We start from the raw sequence: 17,348 nt of genomic DNA on the forward strand, positions 1-17,348 counted from the left end.
CGAACCACCACCGACAAAAATCAGACTCGAGTCAGTTCGCGTTCGTCGTCGCCGGGCGCGCCGAGTTCCCGGACCAGGCCTTCGCCCTCGACGTCCACGTTCGGCAGGATCCGGTCGAGCCACTTCGGCAGCCACCAGGCGCCGCGGCCGAGCAGGGACATCACCGCGGGCACGATGGTCATCCGGATGACGAATGCGTCCACCAGCACGCCGAAGGCCAGCGCGAAGCCGATCGACTGGATCAGCGTCGATTCGGCCAGGACGAACCCGGCGAACACCGAGATCATGATCAGCGCGGCCGCCACGACGACGCGCGCGCCGTGCCGGAATCCGGTCACCATCGCTTCCTGCGGTTCGGCTCCGTGCACGTGTTCCTCGCGCATCCGGGTCACCAGGAACACCTGGTAGTCCATCGCGAGCCCGAACAGGACGCCGATCAGCAGGATCGGCAGCATGCTCATGATCGGGCCGGTCGAGGCGACGCCGAGCAGGTCGGTGAGCCAGCCCCACTGGAACACCGCGACCACCGCGCCGAACGTCGCGACCACCGAGCCGAGGAACCCGAGCGTCGCCTTCAGCGGCACCACGACCGACCGGAACACCAGCATCAGCAACAGGAACGCCAGCCCGACGATCAGCGCGAGGTAGGGCAGCATCGCGTCGGACAGCTTCTGCGACACGTCGATGTTGGCCGCGGTCTGGCCGGTCACCGCCAGGCTGCCGCCGGTGCTTTCGGCCAGCGGACCGGATTGTGCGCGGATCGCCGACACGAGGTCCTCGGTCTGCGTGCTGCTCGGCCCGCTCTTCGGGATCACCGTGAGCACCGCGGTGTCCCCGGCCGGGTTGACCTTCGGCGGCGTCACCGCGGCGACGTCCGGCAGCTTGCCGATGTCCGCGGCGGCCTGCTTCAGCGCGGCCGGGTTGTGGTTCGGGCCGGTGTCGACGACGACCAGCAGCGGTCCGTTCGCGCCCTCGCCGAAGCCCTTGCTGACCAGGTCGTACGCCTTGCGCTGCGTGGTGTCCGGCGCGGCGGTGCTGTCGTTGGGCAGGCCGAGTTGCATGCTCAGCGCGGGAATCGCGACTACGGCCAGTCCGACGAGGGCGGTCAGCAGGACCGGAACCCGGTGCCGCGCAACGAAACGCGCCCAGCGTTCGCCGTGCGTCGGTCCTTCGCCGCGGCGGCGCACCCGGATCTTGTTGTTGCCGACCCGGGCGCCGGCGAAGCCGAGCACGGCGGGCAGCAGCGTCAACGCGATCAGCACGGCGATCACGACGGTCGCCGCGGCGGCGATGCCCATCTGGCCGAGGAACGGAATCCCGACCACGGTCAGCCCGGCGAGCGCGATGATCACGGTGAGCCCGGCGAACACCACCGCGGAGCCAGCGGTGCCGACCGCCCGGCCTGCGGCTTCTTCGGGTTCGCGGCCCTCGGCCAGTTCGTGCCGGTACCGGGAGACGATGAAGAGCGCGTAGTCGATGCCGACCGCGAGCCCGATCATCAACGCCAGCACCGGGGTGTTGGAGTTCAGCTCCAGCGAACCGGACGCCAGCATGATGCCCGCCATCCCGACGCCGACCCCGATCAGCGCGGTGAGCAACGGAATCCCGGCGGCCAGCAGCGAGCCGAAGGTGATGATCAAGACGACCGCCGCGACCGCGACGCCGAGTCCTTCGGTGGCCCCGGTCGCCGGAATCCCCTGCACCGCGTCGCCGCCGTACTCGACCTGATATCCCGATTGCTTCGCGTGATCGCCGGTGGCCAGCAGCGCCTGCCGGTCGCTGTCGGACAGTTCGAAGCCCTTGACCTGGTAGCTCACCTGCGCGAGCGCGACCCGGCCGTCGGGGGAGACCGACTTCGCCTGGAACGGGTCGACCACCGCGGCCACCTTGGGCGCGGACTTCAGCTTGCCCACCACGGACTCGACGGCCGCCTGGCCCGCCGGGTCGGTGACCTTGTGCCCGTCCGGCGCGGCGATCGCCACGCGCGCGGTGCCGCCGCCCGCCGCGGCCTGCGGGAAGTGCTCGGCCAGCCGGTCGATCGCCTGCTGGGATTCGGTGCCGGGGATGGTCACCGAATCGGACAGCTTGCCCGACAGCGTGAGCGCGCCCGCGCCCACCGCCGCGAGGACAAGCGCCCAGACCGCCGCCACGAGGGCCCGGCGGCGGAACGACAGCCTGCCGAGCCGATACAGGAAGGGTGCCACGAGTCGTCTCCGTTTCGCGCCCGAAGCGGGCTCTCCGCACTGGGAATCGCCCTTTCGAAGCTAGCCGTTCGGCAAGGGACTGCCAAGCCGATCGGCTAGGATGTGACTAGCCGCACGGCAAGTTTCGGCCTAGTCGCTCGGCAAGTACCATGATGTGCTGCGGAGCAGCGCACTCCGCTCGATGAGGAGGGCGCGATGACGACCGTCGAACCGGTCGCGGACACCCGGACCAGGCTGCTCGCCACTGCGCTGCGGCTGTTCTCGGAGCACGGCGTCGAGGGCACGTCGCTGCAGATGATCGCCGACGAGCTGGGCGTCACCAAGGCCGCGGTGTACTACCACTTCAAGACGAAGTCGGAGATCACCGAGGCGGTCGCGGAACCGGGAATCCGGGAACTGGACGAACTGGTCGTCGAGGCGGCGAAGCACCGCCGCCACGGTGCGCGCGTGGACCATCTGCTGGACGGTTTCGTCGATCTCGTGGTGCGGCACCGGGTGCTGGTCGCGCTGTTCTCCAGCGATCCGGGCATCGACGCGGCGCTCGCGAAATCGAAGCACGGCGTCGAAGGGTTCAAACAGGCGCTGATCTCGATCGTGGCCGGCGGGCCGGAGCTGGACGTGACCGCTCGCGTGACGGCGATCGTGGCGTTCACCGGCATCGCGATGGCGGGCGGGGCGCCCGATCTGGCCGAGGTGGACGACGAAACGCTGCGCCAGGAGCTGATCGGAGTGGGCAGGCGGCTGCTGGGCAGGCCGCGCCGCCGGGTCTGCTGAACTCGCGTCTCAACTACTGAGAGTCCTGTTGCAGTATTTGGGACAGGACTCTTAACCTCGAAGCATGTCTTCGGATAGCGCTTACGGGCAGGGGCACGCGGAAAGCGTTGTACGGTCTCAAGTTTGGCGTACCGTCGACAATTCGGCGGCTTATCTCGCGCCGGAGCTGCTTCCCGGGCGCAGCGTGCTGGACGTCGGCTGCGGGCCCGGGACGATCACGGTCGACCTCGCCCGCCGGGTGGCTCCGGGCGAGGTCGTCGGCATCGACGTGTCGGAAGCCGTATTGGAACAAGCGCGGGCGCACGCGCGGAGCGAAGGCGTGTCCAACGTCCGGTTCGAGCGCGCCGACATCACAGCGGCCCCAGCGATCGGCCAGTTCGACGTCGTGCACGCGCACCAGGTGCTGCTGCACCTGACCGAGCCGGTGGAAGCGCTGCGGCACATGCTGGCCCTGGCCAAATCCGGGGGTGTGGTCGCCGCCCGCGACACTGACTACGCCGCGGCGTTCTGGTGGCCCGCGGACTCGCGGCTGGACCGCTGGCTGGAGGTGTACCGCGCGGTCGCGCACGGCAACGGCGCCGAGCCGGACGCGGGACGGCGGTTGCTGGCCTGGGCGCACGCCGCGGGCGCTCGCGACGTCACGCCGAGCGCCTCGATCTGGTGTCATTCCACCCCTGAGGAACGCGCGTGGTGGGGCGGCATGTGGGCGGAACGGATCCTGGATTCCAAGATCGCCGAGCAGGCCGTGGCGGGCGGACACGCGTCCGCCGAAGACCTCCGCGAGATCTCCGCCGCGTGGCGTGCGTGGGCGGCCGACCCGGACGGCTGGTTCTCGATCCCGCACGGGGAAATCCTGTGCCGCGTAGCCGAAACCGGCTGAAGCGCGGCTCCCGTAAAGGTGCGTGCGGGCCATCCCGCGGGAATCAGATTCGGTCAGGGTTCCCCTCGCGGACCTTCGCAACGCCTACGGCAGCCGAGAGTCTTTCAGCGCTTCGGCCGCGTGCAGTTCCTCGGCGGTGAGCTGGTCCGCGGAAACCCGGACGACGGAGCGGAAACGGCGGCACACCGGGCATCGCTGCAGCCGGCGGTCGCCGAGCCGGATCGCCTTGAACGACACCAAGGGCAGCCAGATCGTGGAGAAATAGTGGCCTTCGCCGCACTGGACGATCGTGTAGTCAGCCATGGCCGCCTCCTTCGGAGCGACGGACTCAGTATGCGCTACCCGGCCAGAAACTCCGCGGGAACCGCCGAAGTCAGCCACACCCCGTTGTCGCTCACCTGAAACACGTGGCCGCGCGCGGCCATTTCCCCGGCCGCGACCGTCAGCACCACCGGTTTCCCGTGCCGCGATCCGACCTTCCACGCCGTTTCGCGGGTCGCCGACAAATGCACCGCGTGCCGCTTCATCGGGCGCAATCCCTCCGCCCAGATCGACGGCAGGAACCGTGTCGCCGTCCCGTGGAAGAGGATTTCCGGCGGCACCGCGTCCGACAGTTCCAGATCCACGCGGACGCTGTGCCCCTGGCTGGCGCGGATCAACGTCCTCGTCTCGTCGAAGGCGAACCGCTGTTTGGCGCAGTTCGCGACGACCTCGTCCAGTTCCGCGCGGCTCACCGGGAACCGGTTCCGGGCCAGCGCGGCGAGCAGTTCGTCGACGGAGACCCAGCCGCCGGGGGAGAGCGTGAGGCCGATCCCGCCGGGGTCGTGGCGCAGGTGCCGGGACAGCCGTTTGGATACTCGGGTTCGATATTTCTCGTTCATTTCTGCCCGCAGTAACCCACACCGAAGCCCTGCCGCGCAACGGAATTCAGATGCCGCCCTCCAGGACGGGACGGAGCTTGCTGGCCCCGGGCCCGAAGCGGGAGAGCTCGTCGTCCGCGTTGTACAGGCCGCAACTGCGCAGCGACAGGCATCCGCAGCCGACGCATCCGGTCAGCCGGTCCCGCAGCCGCTGCAGCGCGTCGATCCGGGCGTCGAGTTCGGTCTGCCATTCGCGCGACAGCCGGGCCCAGTCCGCCTTCGTCGGCGCGTGGTCGGCGGGGAGCGTCTCCAGCGCCGCGCTGATGTCCTCCAGCGACAGCCCGACCCGTTGCGCGGCGCGGATGAACGCGATCCGCCGCAGCACCGAACGCGCGTAGCGGCGCTGGTTGCCCGCCGAGCGCTCGGAAGTGATCAGGCCGCGCTCCTCGTAGAACCGCAGCGCCGTGTGCGGGACTCCGCTGCGTTCCGCGACCTGCCCGATGCTCAGCTTGTCCGCCAACCTCGTCATAAGTCCAGGTTAGCGCTTGACCTTCAGTTTGGTCGAGGTTGCATGGTCGCAACCATGACCACGACGACCTCCGAGCCGGGCTACGCGGACCTGCCCCGGCTGATCTCGCTGATGACCGGCGACGACAAACACCACGCGGCCGCGGAGTCCACAGTGGACGTCCTGTGGGTGCTGTTCGACCGGGTCCTGGACCTGGGCCCGGACACCGCCCGCAACCCCGGGCGCGATCGGTTCCTGCTGTCCAAGGGGCACGGGCCGATGGCGTACTACGCGGTGCTCGTCGCGAAAGGCTGGCTGGACGAGGACGAACTCGCCGGCTGGAGTTCGGCGCGGTCGCGGCTCGGCCACCATCCGGACCGCCTCCGCGCACCCGGCGTCGAAATCTCCAGCGGCTCGCTCGGGCACGGCCTGCCGATCGCCGTCGGCACCGCCCTCGGCCTGCGCGCCCGCCGGTTCCGCCCGCGGATCGTCACGCTGGTCGGCGACGCCGAACTCGACGAGGGCTCCAACCACGAGGCGATCGCCGTCGCCGCTCGCCTCGGGCTCGACAAGCTGACCGCGGTGGTCGTGGACAACCAGTCCTCGACGCACGGCTGGCCGGGCGGCATCGCGCGCCGCTTCGAAACCGAGGGCTGGGCCGTGCGCACGGTTTCCGGCCGCGACCACGAAGCGCTGTACGACGCGTTCACCACCCCTCATCCCGGACGGCCGCTCGCGGTCGTCGCCGTCGTGGAACCGAAAGGCGCGCACTGATGCCGAACATGCGGGACACCTTCCTGGCCACCGCCGAGGAAATCGTCAACACCGACCAGGACGTGGCGATCGTCCTCGCCGACATCTCCGCCGCGGCGCTCGCCGAGGCCGCGCGACGGCATCCGGACCGGGTGATCAACGTCGGGATCCGCGAGCAACTGCTCGTGAGCACCGGCGCCGGCCTCGCGCTCGCCGGGCTGCGGCCGATCGTGCACACCTTCAACGCGTTCCTCGTGGAGCGCGCGTTCGAACAGATCAAATTGGACCTCAGCCACCAGGAACTCGGCGCGGTGCTGGTGTCGTACGGCGCTTCCTACGACATGCCGATGGAAGGCCGGACGCATCAGGCTCCCGGCGACGTCGCGCTGATCGATTCCCTGCCCGGCTGGTACGTGCACGTGCCCGGCCATCCCGAGGAGGCGCGGCGGCTGCTGCTCGATTCGGTGCCCGGGGACAGCCGGACGTACCTGCGGCTGTCCGCGCAGGAGAATTCCGAGCCGCACCTGGGCGTCGGGCTCCAGACGATCCGGCAGGGCACGCGCGGCGTGGTGATCGCGGTCGGGCCGATGCTGGACCGGGTGCTGGAGGCGGCCGAGGGCATGGACGTGACGGTGCTCTACACCTCGACGGTGCGTCCGTTCGACGCCGAGGGACTGCGTGCCGCGGTGACCGGCGTGGCCGACGTCGCACTGGTGGAGCCGTATCTCAAGGGAACTTCCGCGCATTGCGTCGCCGACGCGCTCGCGGACCGGCCGCACCGGCTGCTGAACCTGGGCACCCGCCGGGACACCGAGGTGCGGATCTACGGCACGCTCGCCGACCACGATCTCGTGCACGGGCTCGACGCGGGTTCGATCGCGTTGTCCCTCAAGGAATTCTTCACGAGATAAGGAGGGATTTCGGCAGCGGGCAACCGCCCGGGGTCACCAGCCGCTGTCGGCGCGCCGCACGGGATTCGCCGTGCGCGCGGTCGACCGGCGCGCGAGATCGATCTCCGCGCGGGTCTTCTGCAGCGGGATGGTCAGCTCCCTGAACTGCGGAAACGGCACGCTGTCGATGTCTTCCCGCCACGCTTGGAACATCCGGCAGAGCAGATCGGACTCGGACATTTCGTCCTCTTTCCGGGTCCGGGGGCGCCGGCCGCGCCCGCACATAGCCGAATGGGTACCCGTTCGGGGCGAGAACGAAACGGGCTCGGAACGAAATTGTCCGGGAGGCTAGGCTCGGGGTGTGTCTCGTGTGGTGATCCTCGATTACGGCTCCGGAAACCTCCGCTCCGCCGAACGCGCCGTCGAGCGCGCGGGCGCCGAGGTGGAGGTCACCGCCGACCCGCAGGCCGCGCTCGAAGCCGACGGCCTCGTGGTGCCCGGCGTCGGCGCGTTCTCGGCGTGCATGAGCGGGCTGCTGGGCGTGCACGGGCACCGGATCATCGGCAAACGGCTGGCGGGCGGACGCCCGGTGCTGGGCATCTGCGTCGGCATGCAGATCCTGTTCTCGCGCGGCGTCGAGCACGGCGAGGAGACCGAAGGCACCGGCGAATGGCCGGGCACGGTCGAGCGCCTGCACGCCGACGTGCTCCCGCACATGGGCTGGAACACCGTCCGCGCCCCCGCCGATTCGCAGCTGTTCGCCGGGATCGACCCGGACGAACGGTTCTATTTCGTGCACTCGTACGCGGCGCGGAAGTGGGAACTGGAGTCCGGCCTCGCCAACATGCAGCCCAAGGTGACCTGGGCGAACCACGGCGAGGACTTCGTGGCGGCAGTGGAGAACGGGCCGCTGTGGGCGACCCAGTTCCACCCGGAGAAGTCCGGCGACGCGGGGGCGCAGCTGCTGCGCAACTGGCTGGGCACGCTCTGAGCAACCCTCGTGAGTGCTGGCGCCGGTGAGAACCGGCGCCAGCACTCACGAGGCCCCAAGCATCCCCCGGAAGGTGCGTCCGGTCCCGCCGCTTAGGCTGTGCGCGTGACTTTCACGCTCCTTCCCGCAGTTGATGTTGCCGACGGCCAGGCGGTCCGACTCGTCCAGGGCGAGGCGGGCACCGAGACCTCCTACGGCAGTCCGCTCGAGGCGGCGCTGCAGTGGCAGCGCGACGGCGCCGAGTGGATCCATCTCGTGGACCTCGACGCGGCGTTCGGCAAGGGCAGCAACCGCGAACTGCTCGCCGACGTCGTCAAGCGGCTCGACGTGCAGGTGGAGCTGTCCGGCGGCATCCGCGACGACGCGTCGCTCGGGGCGGCGCTCGCCACCGGGGCCCGCCGGGTCAACCTCGGCACCGCGGCGCTCGAGGACCCGGACTGGACGGCGAAGGTCGTCTCCGAATACGGCGACCGGGTCGCGATCGGGCTCGACGTGCGGATCACCGAGGCCGGGCACCGGCTGTCCGCGCGCGGCTGGACCTCCGACGGCGGCGACCTGTGGGAGGTCCTGGAGCGGCTCGACCGCGACGGGGCCAGCCGGTACGTCGTCACCGACGTGAGCAAGGACGGCACCCTGCGCGGCCCGAACCTCGAACTGCTGCGCGAGGTCACCGCCCGCACCGACGCGCCGGTGATCGCTTCCGGCGGAGTGTCCAGTGTGGACGATCTGCGTGCGCTCGCCGGGCTGGCGTCGGACGGCGTCGAAGGCTCGATCGTCGGGAAGGCGCTGTACGCGGGCGCCTTCACCCTGCCGGAGGCCCTCGCCGCCGTTCGCTGACCGTCGGAATCGGTGCCAGGAAACGGAAATCACGCGGCCCGGTCGAGCGCGAGCTGCCCGGCCGGCCGCATCCGGCCTTCCTTCCGGAGCAGCTCGGCCCGGGCGAGATTTCGCGGCGACCACGGGCTTTTCGGCCGTCGCGGCGTGTACCGCTGGGTGTAGGCCGAGTCGTCGCGGCGGCGGGTCAGGCCGTCGATCCAGCCGTAGCAGAGCGCTTCTTGCAGCGCCTGCTCATAGGTGAGGCCGGGCGCGCCCTTCTTCGCCAGCACCAACCAGACCTCGGTGGCGGAATCGTGGTGCTCGGCCAGCCAGTCCCGCCACGACGCGGCGTCGGTGAAGACCATCATGCCTGCACCATCGTTTCGCGGACCGAGACGTAGTGCGGGTTGTACATCAGCCCGAGGACGTTGCCCCACGGGTCGATCACCGACGCGGTGATGAACCCGGTGCCGCGGTCGCGCGGGGCGTCGTGGACCTTCGCGCCCATCGCGACGACGCGCTCCAGCGTCGCGGGGACGTCCTCGACGTGCCAGAACACGACCGCGCCCGCGGGCTGTCCGACGGTGGCGAGATCGGCGGTCCGGGACAGTTCGCTGGTTGCGTACGAGCTGTGCACGATGCCGAATTCGTGCTGGTAGTCGCCGATGCGCCACTCCAGGTACGCCGGGGTGTCCAGGTACGGCGCGACGCCGAGAAGGTCGGTGTACCAGCGCTTCGCCGCGTCGAAGTCGGGGGAGTAGAAGGTGACGGTGCTGAGTCCTCGAAGCATCTCTGAGTCCTTGTCTGCTCGGTTGTGGGACTAGCTTGTCCTTCAAAGTGCTCATCTTCTGAGCACTTTTGGAGAGAGAATCGAAAACATGCGAGCTGACCGTCTTGTCGCTGCCGTCCTGCTGCTTCAGGCCCGCGGCCGGGTGACCGCTGCCGAACTGGCCGAGGACCTGGAGATCTCCGTGGCCACCGCCCGCCGCGACCTGGAGGCGTTGTCGGCGGCCGGGATCCCGGTCTACCCGCAGCCCGGACGCGGAGGCGGATGGTCGCTCGTCGGCGGGGCCCGCACCGACCTCAGCGGGCTGACCGCGGCCGAGTCGCAGGCGTTGTTCCTGATGCTGGGACCGGCGGCGTCCGGCGGTCCGGAACTGTCGTCCGCGCTGCGCAAGCTCGTCCGCGCGCTGCCCGCTACGTTCCGGGCCGACGCCGAAGCCGCCGCGCGAGCTGTCGTGTCCGATCCGGCCGGGTGGGGCGAGCAGGACCGCGAACCGCCCGCCCCCGTCCAGTCTCTCCAGCAGGCGGTCGTGCGGCGGCGCAAGGTGCGGTTCGACTACAGCGGCAAAAGCCGGTTAGCCGATCCGTACGGCCTCGCCGACAAGGACGGCGTCTGGTACCTCATCGCTGGAACCCCTGCGGGACAACGGACTTTCCGCGTCGACCGGATCTCGGCGGCGGAAACCACGGACTTGCCCTCGCAACTGCCGGAAGACTTCGATCTCCGGGAACAGTGGGCGCGGGTCGTGGAGGAGATGGAGCAGCGGCGTTCGCTCGTGTCCGCGACGGTGCTGATCGACGCGCGGTATCTGTCCGTGCTGCGGTCGCGTTTCGGGCGGCATTGCGAAGTGGCCGGGGAGCGGGACGGCCGGGTCGAGGTGAAGGTGGCGGCGCACTGGGCGCGTTCTGTCGCGGAGCAGCTGGCGGGGTGGGGCGACCTGGTCGAGGTGACGGAACCGGAGCCGGTCCGCGCCGAACTCGCCCGTATCGGACGGGAGCTGACGGCTCGCTACGGGAGCTGAACGGTTACCCGCGAGGTAATCGACTCCATGCGCGGGAGCGGACAGGATTGGTTGGCAGGCAACGAAATCGACCCCGAGGAGCCGGACGTGACCGCTTACGCCATCGCCCACCTGCGCCAGCCCGGAGCCGTGGACGCCGAGGTCTGCGAGTACCTGGAGCTGATCCAGGCGACGCTCGACCCGTTCGAGGGCCGGTTCCTGGTCCACGGAGGACAGACGCGCGTGCTGGAAGGCGCCTGGCCGGGGGCGACCGTCGTGCTCGAATTCCCGGACTTGGCCGCGGCCGAGGAGTGGTACGCGTCGGCGGAGTACCGCAAGATCCTGCACCTGCGCACCGACCACCTGGTGGGCGACGTGATCCTCGTCGAGGGCTGCGGCCCGGACCACGATTCGGCCGCGATGGGCGCGCGGCTCCGCGCGGAGGCGGCTCGGTGACTTACTCGGCGAGCTTGACCGCGATCCCGATCGTCCGCTCCGGTCCGCCGCGGAGCCGGCTGAAGAACATCGTCACGCGTCCGATGATGCCGTAGTCCCGTGCGATCACCCCGCGGACGCGCTCGGTGTCGGCGGCGTCGAGCAGCCGGGCGGTCCCGCTCACCTCGGCGCCGTGCACCCGTCGGCCGCGGACGTCGCACGCCTGCAGCCGAACCTCGCCGTTGTTGCGGATTCGCTTGACCTTGCCCGCGTTGCATTCCGAAAACAGCACCAGTTCGCCGCCGTCGCGGGAGGCCCACACCGGGGTCGGGACCGCGCGGCCGTCGCGGCGGAAAGTGGTCAGCACGACGTACTTCTCGGCGCCGAGACGCTCCAGTTCGGACATAGCCCTACGGTAGACGGCGTCACAGCCCTTGGCAGCGGTCGGCGGGCCGCGGCGAGCCGGGCGTCGTCGGCATGGCGACCGATGTGCCGTGATCGGCCACCTTCTGCATCGCCACGTGAGTCGCCGCGACGTAGCCCCAGGTGAACAGGACGACCAGGGCCGCGCACACGCCGAGCGTCGCCTTTCGCAGCCCGATTCGCCCCAGCAGCGCGGAAATCCCGGCTCCGGCGAGGAGGAACAGCACGAGCGAACTGATCTGCCACAGCGTCACGCCGAGACCCGACCACGGCACGAGTTCGCTCGACCGGCAGGTCAGCTGCTCGCCCGCGGTGAGCTGGGCGAGGTAGTTGGCGCCGACGCACCAGGCCACCAGTACGGCGATGATCGCGGCGCCGATCCCGAAGGCGTACGCCACTCGCGAAAGCCTGCTCCGAGACTCCCCCAGTTCGGACATGGCTGCACGGTAGCGGTCAGCGGGTCCCCAGCCAGGCGTATTCCGGCGCCGAATCGAGCACGATCCCGTTCGCCACCGCGACCAGCTGCTCGCGCGGCAACCGGCCGGAGACGCTCAGCCAGCGCCCGTCCGACAATCGCACGGCGACCTGTGCGTCGGCCGGTCCGGAGGCGGGCACGTAGGCACCGGGGAGACCGCGCACCTGCACCGGCCCGGAACCGCCGAGGGCCGGGGAACCGCCGCTGATCGTCGCGCGCACCTTGCCGTTGGGGCCGCTGGCGTCGAGCACCGTCGTCGCGTTGCCGGAACTGCTGCCGCGCACCGTCGTGGCCTCTTCGCGCAGACCGGCGGGCAGCGGGCCGAACCGTGCCTCGCCGCGAATCCGGACTGGTTCGACGGTCACGGAATCGGCTACTTGCTCGGCCACCGAGCGTGCGTCCGGGACGCCTTCGACCTTGGCAGTCAGCACGTAGCGGTTGTCCGGCATCCAGGTCAGCGTGGCGATCGTGTCGTTCGGGCCGGTCACCATGCCGATCCGGCCGTGCACCACGACCTGGTCCCGCACCGCCGAGATGCGCAGTGCGGTCTGCGCCCATTCCGGATCGGCCGTGGAGTGCGCCGCGAGTTCCACCCGGCTCGCGCCGGACTGCCATTGCCGCACCTGCGCGGTGGTCCCGGGCCCGCCGGAGCGGTACTGCTCGGTGAAGCCGTCCGGCAGCCAATCCGGCGTGTACGCGAGCACCGGCCGTCCGGCGGCGGGTGTGAGCTGCGCGGGCGCTTCGGCGACCGTGTCGACCACCAGCGGCACCCCGGCGGCGACGGCGATCACCGCGGCGGCCGCGGCGGCGAGCGCGAGGCGAGGACGGCGTCGGCGTTGCCGGGCCCGTGCGAGCGCGTTGAGCACTTCATTGCCGTCCGGCGCCCGCTCGGCGAGCCGTTCGAGGCTGTCGCGCACCAGCGTCTCGGTCTCGTTCGAGGGGGTCATTCTCCTGCTCCGGTGGTGAGGGCGGCCGGCAACGAGGGCATTCCGGCGCGCAGGGTCGCCAGCGCGCGCGAGATCTGGCTGCGCACGGTCGAGACGCCGCAGCGGAGGAAATCGGCGATTTCGGCGTCGGTGTAGTTCTCGTAGTAGCGCAGGACGACCGCGGCGCGCTGTTTCCGCGGCAGCGTGGCCAGCAGGGCGAGCATTTCGTCGCGTTCGTCGTAGGCGGTGCTGGGATCGGCGGTCGGCGGTCCGAGCGCGTCGAGCACCGTATGGTTCGACGGCACCACGCGGCGGGCGGCGCGGCGGCGCCACGACAGGTACTCGTTGGTGATCATCCGGCGGACGTAGGTGGGCGGCGATTCGATCTTCGACCAGCGTTGCTGCGCGCGCAGGAGCACGTCCTGCACGATGTCCTGCGCCAGATGCGGGTCGTCGGCGAGGACGGTCGCGTAGCGCAGCAGCCCGTCGAGGCGTTCCGCCACGAAATCGTCGAAACCGGTCGTCACGATCATCAGACGCGCGAGGGGCGGGTTTTGATGCTTCGGATCCGAAAATTGTCGGCGAAGCCGTCGCGGCGGGCTTGACAGAGCGGCCGACTAGGCTGGGGGCATGGCTGTGGCGGTTCGGGTGATTCCCTGTCTCGACGTCGACGCGGGCCGGGTCGTGAAGGGCGTCAACTTCGCCGACCTGCGCGACGCGGGCGACCCGGTGGAGCTGGCGCGCCGGTACGACGCCGAGGGCGCCGACGAGCTGACCTTCCTCGACGTCACCGCGTCCTCAGGCGACCGCGAAACCACCTTCGACGTGGTCCGCCGCACCGCCGAGCAGGTCTTCATCCCGCTGACCGTCGGCGGCGGCGTGCGCTCCACCGACGACGTCAACCGGCTGCTGCGCACCGGCGCGGACAAAGTGAGCATCAACACGGCCGCGATCGCCCGCCCGGAGCTGCTGCGCGAGGCGTCGCGCCGGTTCGGGGCGCAGTGCGTCGTGCTGTCCGTCGACGCGCGGCGAGTGCCCGAAGGCAGCGAACCGACGGCGTCCGGCTTCGAGGTCACCACGCACGGCGGCCGCCGCGGCACCGGCATCGACGCGGTGGAGTGGGCCGCGCGCGGCGAGGAACTCGGGGTGGGCGAGATCCTGCTCAACTCGATGGACGCGGACGGCACCAAAACCGGCTTCGACCTCGAACTGATCGACCTGGTCCGCAAGGCGGTGCGGGTCCCGGTGATCGCCAGCGGCGGCGCGGGCGCGACCGAGCACTTCCTGCCCGCTGTGCGAGCGGGCGCGGACGCGGTGCTCGCGGCGAGCGTATTCCACTTCGGACAGTTGACGATCGGCGACGTGAAGGGCGCGCTGCGCACCGGCGGGGTGGTCGTGCGATGAGCCTCTCGCCGGAACTGTCCGCCCGGGTGAAATGGAACGCCGACGGGCTGATCGCCGCGGTCGTGGTGGACCACGCGACGTCCGACGTGCTGATGATGGCCTGGATGAACGACGACGCGCTGGAATCCACGCTCACCACCCGCCGCGGGACCTATTGGTCGCGCAGCAGGCAGGAACTGTGGGTGAAGGGCGAGACCTCGGGCCACGTCCAGCACGTCCGCGAAGTCCGCATCGACTGCGACGGCGACACGGTGCTGCTGCGAGTGGACCAGACCGGCCCGGCTTGCCACACCGGGACGCACACCTGCTTCGACACCGACGAACGGCTCCTGCTCGCCGACGAGAGCGCGTGATGACCGTCGTCGCGAACGTGCTGATCGGGCTCGTCGCCCTGATCCACCTGTACATCGTGGTGCTGGAGATGGCCCTGTGGACCACGCCGCGGGCGCGGGCGGCGTTCGGCACCACCGAGGAATTCGCCCGCGAGAGCAAGACGCTCGCGGCGAACCAGGGGCTGTACAACGGATTTCTCGCCGCGGCGCTGATCTGGGGGCTTATCGCGGCCGATCCGGCGGGTTTCCAGCTGAAGCTGTACGGGCTGGCGTGCGTGATCGTGGCCGGGCTGTACGGCGCCGCGACGTCGTCGAAGCGGATTTTGCTGGTGCAGGTGCTGCCGGGCGGGCTCGCGCTGGTCTTTCTGCTGCTGTCGCGCTGAGGAGGTCGTGAGTGGCGATCGCGGTTCTAACCGGGATGAGCACGCACGAGCCTGCTTGAGCCGATGCCTTCAGGTGACGCGTCGCGCTGCGAGGTCGGCGTGCCCGCCTCGCCTGGGGCTGTGGGCTGAAACCGGCGTCGCAAGCTGGGCGGTGCGGGCTCGTGAGTGGCAATGCCGGTTCTGACCGGGATAAACACTCACGAGCCCCCGCCTCAGTCGATGTCCCCGGTGAGATAGCGCTGCAACGTCGGCGCCACCGCCGCGACCAGCGTGTCCACCTCCGCCGACGCCATCGGCGGGAACCGTGCCACGTACCGGATCAGCCCCATCCCCACCACCTGCGAAGCGCACAGCGCGACCCGCAGCTCCAGCCGGTCGCTGCCGAGGTCGCTGAGCAACCCGGTGAAAAACTGCGAGAAGAAGTCGCGCAGCACGTTGCTGGCCGCCTCGTGTCCGGCGATGCTGCGGATCAGCGCCTGGAACGTGTCGCCGCCGACGCCGTCCCAGCGGGTCAGGAAGGTGTGCGCGATGCGAGCGCCCAGTTCGTCGTCCGGGCCGTCGCGCAGGATCGGGACCAGTTCGTCCGGTTCGAACGGCAGTTTCAGCACCGCTTGCGCGAACAGGCCTTCCTTGCCGCCGAACCAGTGGTTGACCATGGCGGCGTCGACGCCGGCGCGGGCGGCGATCGAGCGGACCGTCGCGCGTTCGTAGCCGTTCTCGGCGAACACCGCGCGGGCCGCTTCGAGCAGCACCGCCCGGGTGTCCTGACCAGCGGGGCGGCGGCCGCGGCGGCGCGCGGTAGTGTCTTCCGTGCTCACCGGACCATCTTGACCGGTCGCCGCCTCGAATTCAACACACATTGAATTGAGAGCCCGCTGACCGGCTGACGCGGCCGTAGCGGCACAATGAGGCGCATGGTCAGCTCAGCAGCCACGTCCACGGCCGGGCCCGGCCCGGTCAGCCCTTCCCGCGCCGAGTTCCGCGCGCTGGCCGAGAGCCGCCGCGTGATCCCCGTGGTGCGCCGGGTGCTCGCCGACGGCGAGACCCCGCTGGGGATTTACCGGAAGCTCGCCGCCGACCGGCCCGGCACGTTCCTCTTCGAATCGGCCGAGAACGGGAAATCGTGGTCGCGCTGGTCGTTCGTCGGCGTGCGCAGCCCGGCCGCGCTGACCGTGCGCGACGGCAAAGCGGTCTGGACCGGCACCCCGCCGGACAACCTGCCCACCGAGGGCGACCCGCTGCAGGTGCTGCGCGCGACCGTCGAGGCGCTGCACACCGAACCGCTGCCCGGCCTGCCCCCGCTGACCGGCGGGATGGTCGGCTACCTCGGCTACGATTCGGTGCGCTGGCTGGAAAAGCTGCCCGAGCTGGCCGAACGGGATCTCGACATCCCCGAGCTGACCATGCTGCTCGCCACCGATCTCGCCGCCTTCGACCACCACGAGGGCACCGTCACGCTGATCGCCAACGCGGTCAACTGGGACGATTCGGCCGAACGCGTGGACGCCGCGTACGACGACGCGCTGGCCCGGCTGTCGGCGATGACCGAGCAGCTGCGGGTGCCCGCGCCGCCGACGGTCGCGACGTTCGACCGGCCGGTGCCGGAATTTCGCCGCCACCGCAGCAAGGAAGACTTCCACGCGGCCGTCGACAAGGCGGTCGAGGCGATCAAGGCGGGCGAAGCGTTCCAGGTCGTGCCGTCGCAACGGTTCGAGATCGAGACCGGGGCCGACGCGCTCGACGTGTACCGCGTGCTCCGCACCTCCAACCCGAGCCCGTACATGTACCTGCTGCGGCTGGAGGGCTTCGACATCGTCGGCTCCAGCCCGGAATCGCTGGTGACCGTCCGCGACGGCCGCGCCACCACGCATCCCATCGCGGGCACCCGCTGGCGAGGCGCGGATCCGGAGGAGGACGCGCAGCTGGCCAAGGATTTGCTCGCGGACGAGAAGGAACGCGCCGAGCACCTGATGCTCGTCGACCTCGGCCGCAACGACCTCGGCAAGGTCTGCAAGCCGGGCACCGTGCACGTGGTCGACTTCTTCCAGATCGAGCGCTACAGCCACGTCATGCACATCGTGTCCACGGTGACCGGCGAGCTGAAGGACGACGCCACGGCCTTCGACGCGGTCACGGCCTGCTTCCCGGCGGGCACCCTTTCCGGCGCGCCCAAGGTCCGGGCGATGCAGCTGATCGAGGAACTGGAGCCGGTGCGCCGCGCGCTGTACGGCGGCGTGGTCGGCTACCTGGACTTCGCGGGCGACGCGGACACGGCGATCGCCATCCGCACCGCGCTGATGCGCGACGGCACCGCGTATGTGCAGGCGGGCGGCGGCGTGGTCGCGGACTCGGTCCCGGACTACGAGGACACCGAATCGCTCAACAAGGCCCGCACCGTGCTGTCCGCGATCGCCGCGGCGGGCACGATGATCCCGGCGGGGGAGCTGGACCCGGCAGAGGACGCGGCCGGTGTCTGAGCGGTCCGGCGAGGCGGAACCACGGCGCGGCGG

24 protein-coding genes are annotated in these 17,348 nt (G+C 70.4%); 12 read left to right on the forward strand and 12 right to left on the reverse strand.

The annotated features are described in order from the left end of the window. Nucleotides 1–20 precede the first annotated feature (20 nt). Nucleotides 21–2,204 (reverse strand): MMPL family transporter, encoded by a 2,184-nt coding sequence (locus L3Q65_RS01555; protein ID WP_182896767.1) that lies wholly within the window; start codon nt 2,202–2,204, stop codon nt 21–23. Nucleotides 2,205–2,399: 195 nt separating this feature from the next. On the opposite strand from L3Q65_RS01555, the gene L3Q65_RS01560 reads away from it, so the two are divergent. Continuing rightward, nucleotides 2,400–2,978: a TetR/AcrR family transcriptional regulator gene (locus L3Q65_RS01560; protein WP_182896766.1), complete on the forward strand. Its 579-nt coding sequence runs from the start codon at nt 2,400–2,402 to the stop codon at nt 2,976–2,978. 64 nt (nt 2,979–3,042) lie between these two features. Beyond that, a complete protein-coding gene (locus tag L3Q65_RS01565; RefSeq protein ID WP_237598632.1) occupies nt 3,043–3,858 on the forward strand; it encodes a class I SAM-dependent methyltransferase in 816 nt (271 codons plus the stop codon). A gap of 84 nt (nt 3,859–3,942) precedes the next feature. Here L3Q65_RS01565 and L3Q65_RS01570 read toward each other — a convergent pair whose 3' ends face one another. The 3 genes from L3Q65_RS01570 to soxR are packed head-to-tail and all read right to left on the reverse strand — an operon-like array spanning nt 3,943 to nt 5,247. Continuing rightward, nucleotides 3,943–4,161, reverse strand: a complete 219-nt coding sequence (locus L3Q65_RS01570; RefSeq protein ID WP_182896764.1) for a hypothetical protein — start codon at nt 4,159–4,161, stop codon at nt 3,943–3,945. Nucleotides 4,162–4,196: 35 nt separating this feature from the next. Further along, nucleotides 4,197–4,739 (reverse strand): RNA 2'-phosphotransferase, encoded by a 543-nt coding sequence (locus tag L3Q65_RS01575; protein WP_182896763.1) that lies wholly within the window; start codon nt 4,737–4,739, stop codon nt 4,197–4,199. Between the two features lie 46 nt (nt 4,740–4,785). Further along, nucleotides 4,786–5,247, reverse strand: coding sequence for a redox-sensitive transcriptional activator SoxR (gene soxR, locus L3Q65_RS01580; RefSeq protein WP_037809633.1), 462 nt, complete (start codon nt 5,245–5,247; stop codon nt 4,786–4,788). Between the two features lie 54 nt (nt 5,248–5,301). Between soxR and L3Q65_RS01585 the strand changes: the two genes are divergently transcribed. Both L3Q65_RS01585 and L3Q65_RS01590 read left to right on the forward strand, forming a co-directional pair. Then, nucleotides 5,302–6,000, forward strand: coding sequence for a thiamine pyrophosphate-dependent enzyme (locus L3Q65_RS01585; protein ID WP_237598633.1), 699 nt, complete (start codon nt 5,302–5,304; stop codon nt 5,998–6,000). Then, nucleotides 6,000–6,890, forward strand: coding sequence for a transketolase family protein (locus tag L3Q65_RS01590; protein ID WP_237598634.1), 891 nt, complete (start codon nt 6,000–6,002; stop codon nt 6,888–6,890). The genes L3Q65_RS01585 and L3Q65_RS01590 overlap by 1 nt, the downstream gene beginning before the upstream one ends. A gap of 33 nt (nt 6,891–6,923) precedes the next feature. Here the strand turns inward: L3Q65_RS01590 and L3Q65_RS01595 are convergent, their stop codons facing one another. Then, on the reverse strand, nt 6,924–7,109 hold the full coding sequence (locus L3Q65_RS01595; protein ID WP_043828918.1) for a hypothetical protein: 186 nt from the start codon (nt 7,107–7,109) through the stop codon (nt 6,924–6,926). Between the two features lie 130 nt (nt 7,110–7,239). Between L3Q65_RS01595 and hisH the strand changes: the two genes are divergently transcribed. Both hisH and priA read left to right on the forward strand, forming a co-directional pair. After that, on the forward strand, nt 7,240–7,860 hold the full coding sequence (gene hisH, locus L3Q65_RS01600) for an imidazole glycerol phosphate synthase subunit HisH (protein WP_182896807.1): 621 nt from the start codon (nt 7,240–7,242) through the stop codon (nt 7,858–7,860). 105 nt (nt 7,861–7,965) lie between these two features. Continuing rightward, nucleotides 7,966–8,697, forward strand: coding sequence for a bifunctional 1-(5-phosphoribosyl)-5-((5-phosphoribosylamino)methylideneamino)imidazole-4-carboxamide isomerase/phosphoribosylanthranilate isomerase PriA (gene priA, locus L3Q65_RS01605; RefSeq protein WP_237598635.1), 732 nt, complete (start codon nt 7,966–7,968; stop codon nt 8,695–8,697). Between the two features lie 29 nt (nt 8,698–8,726). On the opposite strand, the gene L3Q65_RS01610 is transcribed toward priA, so the two are convergent. Both L3Q65_RS01610 and L3Q65_RS01615 read right to left on the reverse strand, forming a co-directional pair. Continuing rightward, nucleotides 8,727–9,044: a YdeI family protein gene (locus L3Q65_RS01610; RefSeq protein WP_182896759.1), complete on the reverse strand. Its 318-nt coding sequence runs from the start codon at nt 9,042–9,044 to the stop codon at nt 8,727–8,729. Next, nucleotides 9,041–9,466 (reverse strand): VOC family protein, encoded by a 426-nt coding sequence (locus tag L3Q65_RS01615; protein ID WP_182896758.1) that lies wholly within the window; start codon nt 9,464–9,466, stop codon nt 9,041–9,043. The genes L3Q65_RS01610 and L3Q65_RS01615 overlap by 4 nt, the downstream gene beginning before the upstream one ends. Before the next feature lie 88 nt (nt 9,467–9,554). Here L3Q65_RS01615 and L3Q65_RS01620 point away from each other — a divergent pair, with 88 nt between their 5' ends. Next, nucleotides 9,555–10,481, forward strand: a complete 927-nt coding sequence (locus tag L3Q65_RS01620; protein ID WP_182896757.1) for a YafY family protein — start codon at nt 9,555–9,557, stop codon at nt 10,479–10,481. Nucleotides 10,482–10,568: 87 nt separating this feature from the next. After that, nucleotides 10,569–10,916 (forward strand): DUF1330 domain-containing protein, encoded by a 348-nt coding sequence (locus tag L3Q65_RS01625; RefSeq protein ID WP_182896756.1) that lies wholly within the window; start codon nt 10,569–10,571, stop codon nt 10,914–10,916. A gap of 1 nt (nt 10,917) precedes the next feature. On the opposite strand, the gene L3Q65_RS01630 is transcribed toward L3Q65_RS01625, so the two are convergent. From L3Q65_RS01630 to L3Q65_RS01645, 4 genes are read right to left on the reverse strand one after another with little or no spacing between them, the layout of a single operon-like run. Then, complete coding sequence (locus L3Q65_RS01630; RefSeq protein ID WP_182896755.1) at nt 10,918–11,301, reverse strand: PPOX class F420-dependent oxidoreductase; 384 nt, start codon at nt 11,299–11,301, stop codon at nt 10,918–10,920. Between the two features lie 19 nt (nt 11,302–11,320). Beyond that, entirely contained in the window at nt 11,321–11,755 is a 435-nt protein-coding gene (locus L3Q65_RS01635) for a hypothetical protein (RefSeq protein ID WP_237598636.1), read from the reverse strand. 16 nt (nt 11,756–11,771) lie between these two features. After that, entirely contained in the window at nt 11,772–12,740 is a 969-nt protein-coding gene (locus L3Q65_RS01640; RefSeq protein WP_237598637.1) for a hypothetical protein, read from the reverse strand. Next, a complete protein-coding gene (locus tag L3Q65_RS01645) occupies nt 12,737–13,252 on the reverse strand; it encodes a SigE family RNA polymerase sigma factor (RefSeq protein WP_037809651.1) in 516 nt (171 codons plus the stop codon). The genes L3Q65_RS01640 and L3Q65_RS01645 overlap by 4 nt, the downstream gene beginning before the upstream one ends. A gap of 97 nt (nt 13,253–13,349) precedes the next feature. Here L3Q65_RS01645 and hisF point away from each other — a divergent pair, with 97 nt between their 5' ends. From hisF to L3Q65_RS01660, 3 genes are read left to right on the forward strand one after another with little or no spacing between them, the layout of a single operon-like run. Beyond that, nucleotides 13,350–14,123 (forward strand): imidazole glycerol phosphate synthase subunit HisF, encoded by a 774-nt coding sequence (gene hisF / locus L3Q65_RS01650; protein ID WP_182896752.1) that lies wholly within the window; start codon nt 13,350–13,352, stop codon nt 14,121–14,123. Beyond that, nucleotides 14,120–14,476 carry a phosphoribosyl-AMP cyclohydrolase gene (gene hisI, locus L3Q65_RS01655; RefSeq protein ID WP_182896751.1) on the forward strand — a complete coding sequence of 119 codons (357 nt, stop codon included), beginning with the start codon at nt 14,120–14,122 and terminating at the stop codon, nt 14,474–14,476. Before hisF ends, hisI begins: the two co-directional genes overlap by 4 nt. Beyond that, the gene (locus L3Q65_RS01660; RefSeq protein WP_182896750.1) at nt 14,476–14,838 is read left to right on the forward strand and encodes a DUF1304 domain-containing protein; all 363 of its coding nucleotides are present in this window, start codon (nt 14,476–14,478) and stop codon (nt 14,836–14,838) included. The genes hisI and L3Q65_RS01660 overlap by 1 nt, the downstream gene beginning before the upstream one ends. 212 nt (nt 14,839–15,050) lie before the next feature. On the opposite strand, the gene L3Q65_RS01665 is transcribed toward L3Q65_RS01660, so the two are convergent. Next, the gene (locus tag L3Q65_RS01665; protein ID WP_182890884.1) at nt 15,051–15,656 is read right to left on the reverse strand and encodes a TetR/AcrR family transcriptional regulator; all 606 of its coding nucleotides are present in this window, start codon (nt 15,654–15,656) and stop codon (nt 15,051–15,053) included. A gap of 96 nt (nt 15,657–15,752) precedes the next feature. Between L3Q65_RS01665 and L3Q65_RS01670 the strand changes: the two genes are divergently transcribed. Next, entirely contained in the window at nt 15,753–17,315 is a 1,563-nt protein-coding gene (locus L3Q65_RS01670; protein ID WP_237598638.1) for an anthranilate synthase component I, read from the forward strand. The last annotated feature ends 33 nt before the right edge of the window (nt 17,316–17,348 follow it).

The organism is Amycolatopsis sp. FU40, assembly GCF_021903635.1.
GTDB lineage: Bacteria > Actinomycetota > Actinomycetes > Mycobacteriales > Pseudonocardiaceae > Amycolatopsis > Amycolatopsis dendrobii.

Bases quoted from the DNA above. Each gene is read 5' to 3' on its own strand.
- L3Q65_RS01560 (WP_182896766.1), top strand. From the start codon at position 2,400: ATGACGACCGTCGAACCGGTCGCGGACACCCGGACCAGGCTGCTCGCC.
- L3Q65_RS01565 (WP_237598632.1), top strand. From the start codon at position 3,043: ATGTCTTCGGATAGCGCTTACGGGCAGGGGCACGCGGAAAGCGTTGTA.
- L3Q65_RS01570 (WP_182896764.1), bottom strand. From the start codon at position 4,161: ATGGCTGACTACACGATCGTCCAGTGCGGCGAAGGCCACTATTTCTCC.
- L3Q65_RS01575 (WP_182896763.1), bottom strand. From the start codon at position 4,739: ATGAACGAGAAATATCGAACCCGAGTATCCAAACGGCTGTCCCGGCAC.
- soxR (WP_037809633.1), bottom strand. From the start codon at position 5,247: ATGACGAGGTTGGCGGACAAGCTGAGCATCGGGCAGGTCGCGGAACGC.
- L3Q65_RS01585 (WP_237598633.1), top strand. From the start codon at position 5,302: ATGACCACGACGACCTCCGAGCCGGGCTACGCGGACCTGCCCCGGCTG.
- L3Q65_RS01590 (WP_237598634.1), top strand. From the start codon at position 6,000: ATGCCGAACATGCGGGACACCTTCCTGGCCACCGCCGAGGAAATCGTC.
- L3Q65_RS01595 (WP_043828918.1), bottom strand. From the start codon at position 7,109: ATGTCCGAGTCCGATCTGCTCTGCCGGATGTTCCAAGCGTGGCGGGAA.
- L3Q65_RS01610 (WP_182896759.1), bottom strand. From the start codon at position 9,044: ATGATGGTCTTCACCGACGCCGCGTCGTGGCGGGACTGGCTGGCCGAG.
- L3Q65_RS01615 (WP_182896758.1), bottom strand. From the start codon at position 9,466: ATGCTTCGAGGACTCAGCACCGTCACCTTCTACTCCCCCGACTTCGAC.
- L3Q65_RS01620 (WP_182896757.1), top strand. From the start codon at position 9,555: ATGCGAGCTGACCGTCTTGTCGCTGCCGTCCTGCTGCTTCAGGCCCGC.
- L3Q65_RS01630 (WP_182896755.1), bottom strand. From the start codon at position 11,301: ATGTCCGAACTGGAGCGTCTCGGCGCCGAGAAGTACGTCGTGCTGACC.
- L3Q65_RS01635 (WP_237598636.1), bottom strand. From the start codon at position 11,755: ATGTCCGAACTGGGGGAGTCTCGGAGCAGGCTTTCGCGAGTGGCGTAC.
- L3Q65_RS01640 (WP_237598637.1), bottom strand. From the start codon at position 12,740: ATGACCCCCTCGAACGAGACCGAGACGCTGGTGCGCGACAGCCTCGAA.
- L3Q65_RS01645 (WP_037809651.1), bottom strand. From the start codon at position 13,252: ATGATCGTGACGACCGGTTTCGACGATTTCGTGGCGGAACGCCTCGAC.
- hisF (WP_182896752.1), top strand. From the start codon at position 13,350: ATGGCTGTGGCGGTTCGGGTGATTCCCTGTCTCGACGTCGACGCGGGC.
- hisI (WP_182896751.1), top strand. From the start codon at position 14,120: ATGAGCCTCTCGCCGGAACTGTCCGCCCGGGTGAAATGGAACGCCGAC.
- L3Q65_RS01660 (WP_182896750.1), top strand. From the start codon at position 14,476: ATGACCGTCGTCGCGAACGTGCTGATCGGGCTCGTCGCCCTGATCCAC.
- L3Q65_RS01670 (WP_237598638.1), top strand. From the start codon at position 15,753: ATGGTCAGCTCAGCAGCCACGTCCACGGCCGGGCCCGGCCCGGTCAGC.